Origin of the sequence: Psychrosphaera aquimarina (assembly GCF_032461525.1) — a bacterium.
Classification (GTDB): Bacteria; Pseudomonadota; Gammaproteobacteria; order Enterobacterales; family Alteromonadaceae; genus Psychrosphaera; species Psychrosphaera aquimarina.
Genome location: NZ_JAWCUA010000001.1, coordinates 365,879 through 380,188, shown reverse-complemented (window position 1 = coordinate 380,188; position 14,310 = coordinate 365,879). Strand labels below are relative to the sequence as shown.

The 14,310-nt window shown below is 35.6% G+C and carries 10 protein-coding genes; 4 read left to right on the top strand and 6 right to left on the bottom strand.

Annotation, left to right across the window (positions count from 1 at the left end; translation table 11 throughout):
* Positions 1 to 3 precede the first annotated feature (3 nt).
* From avs4 to RT723_RS01705, 5 genes are all read right to left on the bottom strand, one after another.
* Positions 4 to 4,716, bottom strand: a complete 4,713-nt coding sequence (gene avs4, locus RT723_RS01725; RefSeq protein ID WP_315945643.1) for an AVAST type 4 anti-phage nuclease Avs4 — start codon at positions 4,714 to 4,716, stop codon at positions 4 to 6.
* Positions 4,717 to 4,881: 165 nt separating this feature from the next.
* The gene (locus RT723_RS01720; protein ID WP_315945642.1) at positions 4,882 to 5,472 is read right to left on the bottom strand and encodes a hypothetical protein; all 591 of its coding nucleotides are present in this window, start codon (positions 5,470 to 5,472) and stop codon (positions 4,882 to 4,884) included.
* 549 nt (positions 5,473 to 6,021) lie between these two features.
* A complete protein-coding gene (locus tag RT723_RS01715; RefSeq protein WP_315945641.1) occupies positions 6,022 to 6,606 on the bottom strand; it encodes a hypothetical protein in 585 nt (194 codons plus the stop codon).
* Between the two features lie 192 nt (positions 6,607 to 6,798).
* Positions 6,799 to 8,046 carry an SNIPE associated domain-containing protein gene (locus RT723_RS01710; protein ID WP_315945640.1) on the bottom strand — a complete coding sequence of 416 codons (1,248 nt, stop codon included), beginning with the start codon at positions 8,044 to 8,046 and terminating at the stop codon, positions 6,799 to 6,801.
* 9 nt (positions 8,047 to 8,055) lie between these two features.
* A complete protein-coding gene (locus tag RT723_RS01705; RefSeq protein WP_315945639.1) occupies positions 8,056 to 9,399 on the bottom strand; it encodes an SNIPE associated domain-containing protein in 1,344 nt (447 codons plus the stop codon).
* Positions 9,400 to 9,809: 410 nt separating this feature from the next.
* Between RT723_RS01705 and RT723_RS01700 the strand changes: the two genes are divergently transcribed.
* The 3 genes from RT723_RS01700 (at position 9,810) to RT723_RS01690 (ending at position 11,873) form a co-directional block, all read left to right on the top strand.
* Positions 9,810 to 10,061 (top strand): helix-turn-helix domain-containing protein, encoded by a 252-nt coding sequence (locus tag RT723_RS01700; protein ID WP_315945638.1) that lies wholly within the window; start codon positions 9,810 to 9,812, stop codon positions 10,059 to 10,061.
* A 7-nt stretch (positions 10,062 to 10,068) separates the two neighbouring features.
* Positions 10,069 to 10,500, top strand: coding sequence for a thermonuclease family protein (locus tag RT723_RS01695; protein ID WP_315945637.1), 432 nt, complete (start codon positions 10,069 to 10,071; stop codon positions 10,498 to 10,500).
* 605 nt (positions 10,501 to 11,105) lie between these two features.
* Complete coding sequence (locus RT723_RS01690; RefSeq protein WP_315945636.1) at positions 11,106 to 11,873, top strand: hypothetical protein; 768 nt, start codon at positions 11,106 to 11,108, stop codon at positions 11,871 to 11,873.
* 426 nt (positions 11,874 to 12,299) lie between these two features.
* Here the strand turns inward: RT723_RS01690 and RT723_RS01685 are convergent, their stop codons facing one another.
* The gene (locus RT723_RS01685; protein WP_315945635.1) at positions 12,300 to 12,722 is read right to left on the bottom strand and encodes a DUF4160 domain-containing protein; all 423 of its coding nucleotides are present in this window, start codon (positions 12,720 to 12,722) and stop codon (positions 12,300 to 12,302) included.
* A gap of 124 nt (positions 12,723 to 12,846) precedes the next feature.
* On the opposite strand from RT723_RS01685, the gene RT723_RS01680 reads away from it, so the two are divergent.
* Positions 12,847 to 14,001 carry an IS110 family RNA-guided transposase gene (locus RT723_RS01680; protein WP_216054036.1) on the top strand — a complete coding sequence of 385 codons (1,155 nt, stop codon included), beginning with the start codon at positions 12,847 to 12,849 and terminating at the stop codon, positions 13,999 to 14,001.
* Positions 14,002 to 14,310 lie beyond the last annotated feature (309 nt).

Below are 14,310 nucleotides of genomic sequence, written 5' to 3'. Positions count from 1 at the left end.
TTTTTAAGCGATATCTTCCCTCAGCAGGTATCCTGTAATGGAATACTGTTCTACTAAAAAGTCCAAAACTATCATTGACTGTGCCCGTAAGTTTGGTGATTGTCTCACTTTGTCATGGTTTTTAAATAGATACCTGCTCATATATTTTTCCAAACAAAATAATGTATTACCTGATTTATCTTGTGATAAGTCGATATCAAAGGTCTTTATTGCATTACTGAACCAGTAAATTCCGTCATCTAAAAATTCACTTCCTATACCACAAAGTAGTTTGCTAAGACTATAAATAAAAGATGATTCTCCTCCAATCTTACCGCTTAAATCACTAAAAAAAACTTTATTCTCCGGTGAAAGTGTATGCCATGCCATTGCGTCATCTTTCCAAGAGGTACCTGCAAATAAAAAAGACTTGATTATAAGCTCTTTATCATGTCGCCAACCTTTACTATTTATTGACTCCACAATGTGATCTTTAAATCGATTCCATACATACCAAAATGATTCAGGCATATTGAGTGAATCTTCAGCGCTAACAAATTCATTTAGTAAATTAGCCATGCCTTCATTCAATATGAAATCATCTGTAAAATATTTCAGGAATATGTCTTTCTTGTCATTTTCTAGGTGAAGGATAAAATGAGCATAATGCTTAGAAAACTCACGTTTGTCAGTATAATCAAGACGTTCTTCTCTATCACGCGAAAGCAATTGTTGTGAAATTACCCTGATAATTTCCTCGATAAATGGCACCGATTCCATACAATTGTTATCTAATGGTATTAGTTGAAATGCAGTTATCAATACGTTTCTATCAATACGTTCAATACTATCAACCGCTGATTCCGAGATGGTTTCGTCTTCTAAGCTTTTTACTATTTCTTCTAATCCTTTAAACAACTCTTGTTCTAAATCATTTTGGTCAATCTCATGTTTGTGTTGTTTATAAGCCTCTTCTCTTAATCGCCCCTGTACATCTATATACTTTTGAGCTATCGCCAAATACCCAATATACAAAGATTTCATGAACTCAGGCTCGTCTTTCCATAGATGCTGAACAGCTTGGATAACTACAGAATTTATCCTATCTATTCCCATCATCGTTATTGAGTCATGTCTCATTAAGGCTCTAATTAAGGTAATCTTGATGTTAAGCCTTTCATCTGGAAAATGTTCTATCAGTTTTGGAAGTACAAATAGCGCAGGAACTAGTCCGTCTCCAATCTGGTGCGTGTAGTCATCATTATCTACAATACTTGCATACTCAAATATAACTTCTCTACAAAACTCTAGTTCGTTATTTCCTAATTTTTCTTTAAAGTCCCGCAATAGCACGGCGCATACATACGATGGTAAAGCTCTAACAAACTGTAGTTCTTCAGTCATGTTTTTATTATGAAGTTGTTTCCATATTTCCTTAGCCTCGTTTAATGCAACCAATGGATCATTTTCATAAGAATCGTACTTTTTGTAGTTGCTTCTATCGTAGAGTCTGCTATCAGCCCAAATATTTAAACTGGAATGTTTAAATGGCTTAGTTGCTTCTTCCTGTTCAGCTTCACTATATTTTCTAAGTTCTGGGTCAATTTCCGGATTGAATTCTATTGCTATACCATTTTCTACTTGTTTCGCTTCAGGTGACATTTTCCTTTTATCTATACGGGCTAAATATAGACGCCATGTTTTGTCTCGATGATTTTCTTGTTCTTTGTCTGGTAATTCTTTGTAGTGAATATCCAAAATATCCCAGACGTCCTGCACCCTTTTCTCAGACTCTTCTTCTGATGTATCTTCGGTTCTAAAGAACTGATATTGAAGTGCAATATCTTCTAATGTCAATTTTCGATGTTTTTCGTCGCAGGCCTTTATCCTCTCATTCTCATGAAGCTCTTTCATTTGGTTAAAACCAAAGCCATTGATCGAAGTAAGTTGACTTTTATGCGTCTGATCTAGACTCACTCGAACAGTGTCATAGAAGAAGAATTCTTTAGTTCTAAATAAAATTTTAGCTACATTAAATGTTTTCTCATGAAACGCACATACTATGCTTGCAACAACAGCTACGAGCGCAGAGGATTCAGCCCGTGCTAGGATATAATTTAAATAATACTCAAGTGTTTCAGATTTAGTCCTTTTTCCTCTTTCAAGAATGAAACGTTCTAGAGACATTAATATTGACTCAAGGAGATCTGGATTTACCTGTGTTCCTCTGTACATGCACCAAAGACGATTTGAAATAGGTACGCTAATTTTTTTACCATCATCTAGAATCAATGTTGCAGTTTCAACCTGGCTTTTATCGAGACTAGATTCAGCATATATTTTTGATGAATAATTTATTAGGTCGGCAATAAAATTTAGTGCTAATTTTAAGTCTGTTTTCAGCAAGGCGTATATAGGAGTCTGATAAGCACTTGCTGGATAATAATCTTGATGCCTTTTCTCAACACCAAACGCATGGTCGACTTCTAGTCTTAAATTATAATAATCGTCGTTTTTTGGTGGTTCATACACCCAAAAACACTTAGCTAGAGCAATTACTTTTTCTGGAATCTCCATAGCTACATTAAAGCATTCCATTTTAGTTAAAATAAATTCACTCAGAAGGTGGTATGGATCGTTATGTCGCTTCCAATTGTTTAGAGTTACTTCATCAATAATAGCTTCTAACTCGCTTTTGATTTCACTTACTCCATACAAAATAGTTAGGATCAAGTTTTTAGAAAATCCATCATCTCTAATATAGATATCTTTTTCAATTACATGCCTGTAAAACGATAAAGCAATTAGGCTAGCATATTTATTAGTATCGCCAGACTTATTGTTACTGTTCCAGTCATAAAGGACCGGTAATGCAAAATTTAGATTATCTACACCGATATTTTCGATATTATTAAAAATGAACTTAATTAGTGAGTTCCACCCGGTTCCTTTTGGCCTAGTTACCACATAATCCATTGATAATATATCTGGACTTCGCACTCCAAGCCCATCAAAAAGACTATTATCTATCTCCTTGCAACCTACCCTGATTAATAAGCATATTCGCTTTAGAAGACTGAGGTCGTTTTCTAATAGTAACTTTTTATTAATGTTAAAAAAATAATCAGAGTAGTCAGATAGAAGCATAGAAACTAACGCTTCATCTTTCCACAACTTGTCTATATCACGAGATGATAAGGATTCTACGATGAGGTGACTAACTTCTTCATTTGCAGAGCTAAGCTTTTCTGATAGCCACCGCCTGAATACTCTTCTGATGGGCAAAGACTGCTGTATTTTATCGAAAAATACTTCTGCATTTTCAGACGATAAGAAGCTACCTTCTACGAACTTTTCCAGTGCCCACTCTTCATAAATATCATGAGTGATAAAATACCCTCTATTGGGCTCATAACTAATAATCCCTTCAGTAACTAAAGCTTCTTCTACTCTTTCATTGGCGTAGCTAGGATCAGGAATGACGAAAAACTTTCCTGTATTGGCCCTTTCTTTAGCAAGACTAATAAAAAATTGCTCTCTTTTAGGAGATCTTTTTGTAATGACTCTGGGCCATAGTGATTCTTTAAACTCAAAGTAACTCGCACCTTTGTTTTCCTGATAATGCTTCAAATATTCTCTGAGATAAAATGGTGTTAATATAAATGCTTTAAACTTCTTATCATCAGGAATAATAAAGTCATGTTTTTTAGCAACCTCGAATAATATATCTTCGTTCAATTTTTCTATGTGTATCGATTTAAAGCTAATTTTATACACTTCAAATAGCTGAAAAATCAAATCATCTAAGTAGGTATTTCTAGTTGTGAACCACACCTTCCATCCAGTTTTGATTAAATTGGATAGATATTCTTTAAAGGGATCAGTATTTTCTAGAGCAAGTAAATGTTCCGCAGAATCAATAACAACTATTTTGTTATCTGCTCCTTCATGAGCCTCAATAAAATCCTTTAAAAAAACACCGGATAAAAATTCATTCAAGCTACTAACAGAAAATTCTGTTGCTTTATGGACATAAAAGGCATCATTATTCCCTTTGCATTCATACAGATCTTTTATCAAGGCTGTTTTTCCTGTGCCGCCTTCGCCACTTATAATTAACGCGCTAGCATCTGACTTTTCAATTTCAGATTTTGGATGAGAGCGATTGATTGAAACATCTTCATTGCCAAAGGGTATAACAGTTTCAATATCGTCTAAAATTGCATTTGTATGAGACTCCAACGAGTCCAAAAGCCCGAATAAATTATAAGATTGAGTGAAGAAATAAGAAGTTATTCGGCTACAGTCATCCACAACAAACGGCGATTCGAAAAAGCTACAGCATCTCCATTCAATTTCTAAATTGTTGTCTTTTGCCTTTTTTTCTACGTCTATTTTTCCTTGTGGTTCCTTTCCTTTGTTTTGACCCCACTCTGAATTGGTATAAAAAATTATTTTATTTAAATCAGGATAATCACGTTTCGCTTTTGTGACTGTTTCTAATATGTCAATTTTGTGGCTAGATAATGCGGTTTCATAAAATTTAGCCTGCCAGCCAACATTAACTCCATTTGTAGAAATTGGGTTGGTCTCTATTGCTGATTGGTTTTTATAGCGAAAAATTCCAGTTTTAGCTTTAAATTCATTACAGAAAAGGAGATAGCACATCCACTCAAAAGCATCTTGAGGGTTTGCTGAAAACTTTGCTTTAAATATTCCCCAATCAATTCTAATCAACTCAAATTTCCTTATAAAATTACAATGCTACATGGTGAGAATATATTTAACGACACTACTAAATTATTTTCTACTGCCTCGCTCAAGTTTTCTCTTTTCTGAATTGGCTATAATTGTGAGCGCAGCGAACTAAGCCAAGCGTTTTTAATCCGATTGATTTTCTTGTTAGCCTCTTCCGTAAACTGATTGTTTAAGTTGCGTCGATAATTCATCTGAAATAGCCTTGTTTTTAGACCCTGGCTCAGAAAACGATACAAATGAAAACCTGTTAATAAATGCAGGAAAACCATTTGAACGCCTATAAAAAGGCATTTTATAGTGAAAAACTAAGCCAAGAACTTTATCTGATTTTGTAGTGTACCTTGCGCTTATTTCTCTTGTGATTTGTTCTGACACAGGATGCAGTAATGACTGTAATTCATTCTCATCAGCGACATTGCCTTGGTTTAATCCCATTTGGATCTTCCAGAACAATTTACTCAATGATAAAACTATTAACCCACGGTCGTTATAGTTTCGTTCACAAGACCTGTCAATTTGCTCTATTGCTTTTTCAATAAGAGCTTCTAAGTTATTTTCAGTTACAGCTCTTTTGCACTCAACATGAAGAAGAGTATTAGCTATAAAGATATTCAGGTCAGCATCAGATTGATAGCTTACGTCTAATCCTGCTCTTAAAAATCTTGAAGATGCATAAAGTTCAAATGCAAAATTCCTTCCATGAATTCCTCCACCATCTTTAGGCTCTGCTGACAATAAAGGAGCTCCTTTTTTCAGCCAGTTTAATGTGCCTTTAATATCCTCTGGTTCGATATCTCGAAGGAAATTAGATATTTCAAGCAGATCATTAAGTTCAGCAATTGCCCAAAGGGCGTCAGTATCGTGTACATCTGGGGAATTGAACTTTCCCTTTTATAAACTTTGTGCAATTAGTTTTTTATAGGACTGAAACCTGCCTAACTCTATTATGATTCCTATATTCTCCAGCCATTGCTTCGCGTCATCATAATCATGAAGCATGTCTTCAAATATTTGCTCTTTTACTCCAAAAGCATCAACAGTTCTCATCATTATCCTCAAACTCAGCAATCGGCTAACGCTTGCCGTAAACGACACAAATAGTTGGCTATAATTTGCGATGTAAGATCATCAAAATACGGTTGTTAATAATTTACACATAGCCAAAAGGAATTACAATTGTTTAGGCTACCCTGTAGCCGAGAATTTACTTATTCGAGAGTGGATAAAATTAATTACGAGAACACGCATAAAAAATTGCATGTAAATCTGTCATTTGTTTAAAAACTAGTTATTTCGGCTTCTCAGTAAAACTAAGATCTCTCTAGTGTGGTCTGCATTGTCAACGGTTGCTTTGGTAACTTGAGCTGCCGCCACTAAAAACAATCCGCAAATGGTTAACCCTATACTTGGAAACAAAGTTACTAATAGAGCTTCACTGCCGTACTGTGAAGATTTGCCTACTCCAATAAGTAGAACAATTATACCGAGTGCAAAGACCACCCAACCTAAAAATGATATGAATCTCGAAACGCCTATTGCAGTAGCGTAGTTTGAAGAATGATTTACTTGAGGTTCTGAATTTGTGGGATTCCAATTAACATGCGGGCTTGACTCTAATATTTCACTTACTTTAAAGTCTAATTCGTTAAGTGGATTTATCTTAATGCTGTATTTTTTTCGATCTTTTTTTTGTATTACAAGCTTCACTTCCTCTTTTTCTAAACCCTTGGCAAGCGAAAGCGTATTTTCAAACTGTTGAATTGATGTGATTTTCACATAATCTAATTCAACAATAATGTCATTAACTTCAACCCCTTTTTTTTGTATCTCACTATCAGTATTAAAGTCAGTTATTACTATTCCTTTCATTTTATTTGGTTTCCTTTTATAAATTTAGTTAAATATTACTAATATACAAGTCAACATACTATGAGTCACATTATGTTTAAAAGTGACTAAGTTATCTTCATCAACTACCTTAGAATGGTTTTTTTTGATATATATCCACCTGTTATTATGAGTTGAAACTAGTATTACAAATTCTAATAGTGGATATTTAAGTTATTTCGTCAGTTCGCTAAATTCATACTGTCCGTCGTACGTGTTAAAACGTTCTAAAACTCTTTCAGCATCAACATAGAAGAACTCTTTACGCCCGTTTACTAAGTTCACTCGTTGCTCAGCAAACTCATTATGTAAATGTTTTTCTAAGTTTGGAGCATCTTCTGTGAACGCAAAGGCATGAACTTTAAATAATTCGGGTACAGATGCATCTCCAAGCTCTTTTACCCTTTCATTTGGATCTGCACGGCGAGTCATACCAATTTTAACAACTCCCTCACCAAATGATTTTGTATTGGATATCACATAAACGTAACCAGCACGAGTCAATTGCGCGAGTGACACGGCACGTCGCTCTTTCTCTTTTAACCGCTCTAATTGTTGCTTATGCAATTCATAGAGCTCCTTTTGTTCTTGAGTAAAGGATTTCAACTTAATTAACTCTTTAGCCACTAGTTCTTCCATTAAAATACGCTCTTTTTCAGCTTTTTCAGCTGCAGCTTTAATTCGTTTTTCCTCACGTTCTGCTTCTCGAATATGTCTAGCCTCCTCTCGAACTGCCTCTTCGGCGGCCTGCTTGGCCAACTTAAGCTCATATCCTAGCTTTAACTCTTCAATTTTCAGGTTTAAATATGCGCTCTGAAGGCTTATTTGAACGATATCACCACGCTCATTGATATCACTAAATGCTGTTTTAGTACGGGCTATTAATCTGTTAATGTTATTCCAATCGGCTAGGGCCTTTGCAGCTTTAAATTCATTATCTAAGCACCTAATGCGTAGCTTAATTTCTCGATTAAAAAACTTGTTGGCTTCAGACTTTTTACCATTAATTTCCATTTGCCCATATAGCTTACAGATACAAGCATCTTTCATTCTGACGGTCTCTTTGATGCAATTCTTAACGTCATCAATCTTATCCTGAATCTCATTAAGTGATTTATCAGCAGTTAGTTTCTCATAAACCACTGCATCTGAGGTGCCCACTCCAATATTGAACTGTGACAAACGTTCTTCATTTTTCTTAAGTATGGCTAGACTTTTCTTATAACTAGATTGAAGTGTACTGTATTGTTCTTTGAGAGATTGCAACTTATCTTCTTCTTTATTGACTGGTGAAAATAAACTATCCACCACTTTAAGCTCACCAATGACGGCGTTAAGTAGCTTTTTCTTCCTACCGTTAATAGACAAAACCCAAACAAAGGCAGATAATAGTGCAACTGAAACAACAATCATATTTAACATGTTGCCTCCTTAAATTGAATCTGGTAGTTGAGTGGATGTTTTTGGAGCTTTAGTCACCTGTTTGTTTCTCGCTTCTCGAATTAACAAACTTTCCCTATACTCCTTAGCTTCTATATCAAAGTACCAATCAGCTTCAATACCTAACTCGACCATTGCCTCAGCAACTTCTTGTGGATTGACATTAAAGAATTCTTTTCTAAAGTTTTCTTGATTCACACGATATTTATCAAATTTTCTATGAAGTGTTTTTTCGATACTAGGTGCATTGTCAACGAAGGTGAGCGTATGCACATCAAACATAAATGGTACACTGGCATCCCCTAACTCTTTCACCCTATCCATTGGTTCAAGTCTTCGCGTCATACCAATCTTAACAACCCCATTGCCAAAGCTACCTATGTTTGAAATAACGTAGATATAGCCCATCTTCGTTAACTGGGCTTGTGATGTCGCACGCTCGAATTTACTTTCAAGTACATCAATTTCCTTTTGCATCTTAGCTATCTTATCTTCCATATCTAATGCACTAGCACCGTGCAACTCTCTAGCAAGTTTTTGTACTTTATTTAGGTCAGATTTGCGATAATAAATATCATCCTCGAGCTCTTCTGTATCATCGCCCCCTTTTTTAACTTGTGCCCTCAATAATGCTTGTTGTTTTTTACGTTCCGCTTTTAGCTCCTCTTTACGAACTAATTCACTATGCCATATCGTCAGCTCTTCAATTTTCATATCTAGATATTCATCAGTAATTTCGACTTTAGCGGCTTCACCTAACTTACTTAGTTGCTCGGCTAACTTTTGGAGTTTATTCACTGCTGTGGTGTAACTTGAGTGGCGCATTTGCTTTCTAATGAAATCATACTCGGCGTTAAAAGCTCTTAACAAGAGCTCGCGATACTGTCTTACCATACGATGACCTATGCTCTTATCTCCCATCCAAGTCCAATCAGAGTAACCTACCGTCGCATTATTTTGTTTGATAACGTCATATTGTGCAACATGGCACTCCGAGATAGCTTCTTTCAGCATTTCACAATCATCAAAATTAAAGACTGGAGGTAATAGGCCAACATTAATCATCTTCAAATCATCTTCAGTTACTTTTATCGCGTCTTTAAGTTTGGTTTCAGTGGGTTTACCGATGTTTATTTTATGTCGTACATCTGACTGCTCATTAATAAGTCGCTCAAGCCTTGCTTCAATTGATTCGCTATTAATGGATGCTTTCTTATCAGCAATCTGTTTTTCCAACTTCGCAGTTTGGGATGTTTTGGATTTAATTCTAATCAAAAGAAGTAATGTAAGGCAGAATAGCGCTGTCCAAATTGTTTGGATAATTTCAATGTCCATTTGAAGTACCTAATTGTATTTTTTATATTTATATCATAGGTCTTTAAATGGATGAAGCATGAAAAATATTCTTATCTTGTTTAGTTAACATGAGGCCATTAGAGTATTTACGTTGACTCACCTAAAGACTTAGAGTTAACGTATTATTTGCAAAAGGTTATATACAAAAAGATCAATCCTTATAATCAATTTGACTTACAGAAACTAGTAATTAAATATAAATTTTATTTCAAGTGGTTTAGATTTAATTGAACTGTCAGTTATATACATAAAAAACAACAACTTTAAGAATCATTCGTATCATCTTAATATGTGTTAATCACAATAAACTTGAATATATAAATTACCTATATTGGAAATTTTTAATTTAGCTACTATTCTGTTAATTCATTAAATAAAAGGAGTTAATTATGAATTTCCAACAGTCACAACAATTAGATACCGCCATTGGTCAAACATTAAGAGATAGAAGACGAGAGCTCGGATTGCCTATACTTCATGTATCAAAGTTGTTAGGCATCCCCCACTCATTTGTCAATAAAGTTGAAACTGGAAATAGAAAACTGAGTGCTGGAGAATTTGACAGTTATTGTTTAGCATTAGACATCTCTCGCGAGCTAGTCATTGCTAATTCAAAAAAAACAATCCAATCCGTTACATAGGTTACCAATGCTCAAATCTAGTATTTTAATATTTGTTTTACTCTTTTCATCATCCACGTTTGCAACTCAACAATATGGTAATGCAGTCGTTAGCGAAGTTATCTCTATTTATGATGGAGATACGTTTAGAGTCAATCTAAGCAACTTTCCAAACTTAATTGGTAAAAACATACCTATCAGAATTAATGGTGTAGATACGCCCGAAATGCGTGGTAAATGCGAAAAAGAAAAAGAACTTGCTAGAGCTGCAAAGCAATTTACGGTTGCTAAATTACGAGCCGCTAAAGTAATAGAATTAAAGGATATGGTTCGCGGTAAGTATTTTCGTATTGTGGCTGATGTATATCTAGATGGAATGTCATTGAGCCAATTGCTTTTGGAGAAAGGTCATGCCATAAGATACGATGGAGGTAAGAAAAACATAAGTTGGTGTGATTAATCTAACAAACTAGCAACCTTAAATTGTATTAGCTCATATCTGACTTACAGTTTAGATCATAGCTTTAGACTTCATCTGATTGATATATACGGGTCAAAAGCTAACAGTCACTTTAACTTATCTTTGGGCAAAGGCGAGTTACAGCTTAACTCGCCAATGGACAAAATCAAGTTGTTCGACAAACTGAAAACTTCAGTCAGCCGAAGAGAGCATACACAAATTACAGCCACTCTGAAAAACCGCTACGAACAAGTAACCACACTAGTAACAAGTCGCATTCTGATTTTTTCACATTCGCAGCCCCAAACTTTAGCGAGAAGTGAAAAGAAAATAGGTATTAGTATAAGGTTTCGCGAAATGCTTAAAGTAAGGAACAACCTACTAAAACTAAGAAGTATCGGTATTTTCTATTCAAATCTACAGTAACGAATATTAGCTTGACAAAGGTCTAATTGTTATAAATAATCAACCTTAACGCACCTTAGTAAGTTGCGTAGGCCACGGAGCCTGAGCCCAACTCTATTCGTATACATACTCCAAACATCTAAATTTTTTTGATTAAGCTGCTGTTGGTAATTGGGACAAAATGCAGAAAAGGATTAATCATGAAAATTGTTTCTACACAAGATTTAAACACCGTCACACATCACCTTAAAGTTATTTTAAAAGATCTAAAAGTTGATATTAAAACAACACGACTTAAAGAATTATTAGCTCATTCGCAACAGTACAAAACCGCTAATGGATTAATCAATGCATTACCTCTAACTTATAAAGTTAATCAAACTTGTTTGAATGTATTAAACACCGAGTTCAATAGTAAATTTCAGTGTGGTCATATAAACCCCCAATTGGTATTAGAACGTCTTGAGGGTGAGTTAAGGACCCACACCTATACCCATAAAAATATTGCTAATTCAAATTATCGTATTTTTTACGATGGTTTAGATTATGATGACAAGCCTTTAATGGGGCGTGGTACAGGTTATCTCAAAGAAGATATTCCAGTATTGTGCTTAGCTAAAGCGTCTGAAACAATAATTCCTAAAATAATAAAAGATATTACTGAACTTGAACAATCACACGCCGAAAATTTACTTGGTCTAAAGTTTCTTATTCCTGCTTCAATATCATTTCTTGAACTCAAAACATTTTTGAACAGTGAGCGATTCGTCAGCTTATTAAATGCTTTAGATGAAAACTTTATGATTACAAAGCCCGGAGAGCCGATTAAAAAGCCAGTGTTAACAAAGAAAGGATATGAGATAAAAAAAGAAATCGATGAATTAATAGTTTTGCAATTTGGCAAAAGCGACAGTCCATTATTTGAAAAATATTACACACCAGTTTTTAAAAGCTTTTTAGATTCATAGATGTAATATTTGAGGTTTTCTTAAAACATATTCCCTCGAATTTAGTCAGCTTTAAGTGAATGAAATACTCTGGTGCCACCATAGGTTGGGTGATGCGCTTACTCGCTCAAAGCTGACATATAGAATAATTAACCTAACTCATTTTGGGGCAGAAATGAGTTACTACTGTTCGATTTGTTGACCCTAACCCTGTCTAAAATCAAATACATTAGTCATCAAATCTAATGATCACTTTGATACGAAAGCAGACGTTATCCTAAACTTATTTAGCGACAGGTGATCTGACGAATTGGTGGTTAATTGAAACTCGTTTTTGGACAAAAGTGAGTTTGAAATTCAGCCTCGTTAAGGGGCAATAAATTGTCGGCTAAAATATTGAACGGAGTGAAAACAGCCAACTGTAAATTTTCCCTCTTGAACGGCTTGTTATGTGCCAACGTACTCGCCAACTGTACAATTTGTAGGGCGAGTATCATTCCATGATTTAATTAAAAGTTCTTTTGCTTCTGAATGCCAAAACTTAATCACTTTATAATCTTTTCCACTAATTTCACCCTCTAATTTTTCACAGTTTTCAATGTCAAAGCTAGCGTTAATATTAGGCGACTTAATATGAAAGTGAGGTGGTGGGTGCTCATTAGAATAAACTTCTATTTTTAACGACTTGACCTTTGCGATAAGCTGTTTTATTTCTATTAAACAAAGTTCGCCATTGTATTCTTTAACATAACATGGCCCATGTAAAAGAGCATCAAGCCACTCTGCAAATTCATTGATATCGTCAAGTTCATCAGGAGAAACTTTGTGGAAACGATCGTATTGCCTAGCAATATCCTTTGGAATACTCACTGAACCTCCTTGGCACATAGACATAATGACTCCCCACGAAAGTGCTGATCTCCAATTAATCGTGGGTTAGCTGAAAGCCAGAGCCATAATAGTTAATGATTAATAAACTAAATCGGAGATCAGCATGAATAAACATAACATACTTTTTATTGGTTTGGATACGCACAAAGAGTTCGTTGAAGTCGCTTATATTGAAGACCAACGAGGTGCTAAGCCTGTTCACTTTGGTCGCATATCATCAGCTAAAGTGGCTATCAAAAAGCTCGCTCGCCAGTTTGAATCTAAATACCCGAGTGCGACGTTGCACTTTGTCTATGAAGCGGGTCCTTGTGGCTATTGGATTTACCGTTTGTTAACGAGTCTTGGTCATTGTTGTTATGTTGTTGCCCCTTCACTTATTCCCAAAAAGCCTGGGGACAAAGTTAAAACCGATAAACGTGATGCACTGAACTTAGCGAAGTTACTTAAATCCGAAGACTTAACCGCCATCTATGTACCTGAGTCTGAAGATGAAGCCGTTCGTGATTTATCACGGGCTCGTGAAACGGCAATGAAAGACTTAAAAGACGCTAAGTACCAACTCAAAGCTTTATTACTTAGAAACAACATTAACTACTCAGGCACTGCCAATTGGTCATTAAAACACTTACGTTGGTTGACCGAATTAATATTGCCTCATCCAGCTCAGCATATTGTCCTTCAAGAATACTTACAAACTATTAATGAGCGTATTGCTCGATTAAAACGACTTGATAATGAGTTAGAGCACCATGTCAGAAATTGGCGGTATTACCCTGTCGTAAAGGCCATTCAAGCGATGCGTGGTGTTCGGTTATTGGTTGCCACTGGTGTTATTGCTGAGTTAGGTGACTTGACCCGTTTTGACCACCCTAGAAAGCTCATGAGTTATTTAGGGTTAGTATCAAGCGAACACTCAAGTGGCGGAAAACAACGACAAGGCTCAATCACTAAATGCGGCAATGGCCGAGCAAGGCGACTGCTAGTTGAAGGCGCACATTCTTATCGTTACCAGGCCAATATATCAACCGACCTACAAAAACGACAAGAAGGATTACCCAAAGAGATTATTGATATCGCATGGCAAGCACAATTAAGACTGTGCCGTCGATACCAACGACTGATCTTTAAAGGAAAACATTACAATGTCGCCGTGACGGCGATTGCTCGGGAAATGATCGCCTATATATGGGCAATATCAAGAGAAGTAGTACTAACCCCTGTTAATCCGAAACTACGTATTGCAAGGGTTCCAGCATAAAATGAAAACAGTTTTTGAGTTAGCGTATTTAGATCAAGCATCGGATGTGGCACAACCACCGAGGGCGTTAGGATGGCAATGAATAGAAATATTGATTGAACCACGAACATAGACTGAAGATAGGTGTCACGACGGAATAAGTAAGGTAGGCGCTGTTAACTGCAAGGTTAATAATCCACGAATACCAGCATGAAAACCGACGAAATTACTTGCTTCATCTAATACGTTAACTCAACTTTAATTGAGAAAAAAACAGACTAATTAGGCTTAAAAAGATTAAGAGGGATCAGTGTTTTTAACTTGACGTGG

Coding starts and splice junctions, on each gene's coding strand:
- RT723_RS01715 (WP_315945641.1), bottom strand. CDS start 6,606: ATGAAAGGAATAGTAATAACTGACTTTAATACTGATAGTGAGATACAA.
- RT723_RS01710 (WP_315945640.1), bottom strand. CDS start 8,046: ATGTTAAATATGATTGTTGTTTCAGTTGCACTATTATCTGCCTTTGTT.
- RT723_RS01705 (WP_315945639.1), bottom strand. CDS start 9,399: ATGGACATTGAAATTATCCAAACAATTTGGACAGCGCTATTCTGCCTT.
- RT723_RS01700 (WP_315945638.1), top strand. CDS start 9,810: ATGAATTTCCAACAGTCACAACAATTAGATACCGCCATTGGTCAAACA.
- RT723_RS01695 (WP_315945637.1), top strand. CDS start 10,069: ATGCTCAAATCTAGTATTTTAATATTTGTTTTACTCTTTTCATCATCC.
- RT723_RS01690 (WP_315945636.1), top strand. CDS start 11,106: ATGAAAATTGTTTCTACACAAGATTTAAACACCGTCACACATCACCTT.
- RT723_RS01680 (WP_216054036.1), top strand. CDS start 12,847: ATGAATAAACATAACATACTTTTTATTGGTTTGGATACGCACAAAGAG.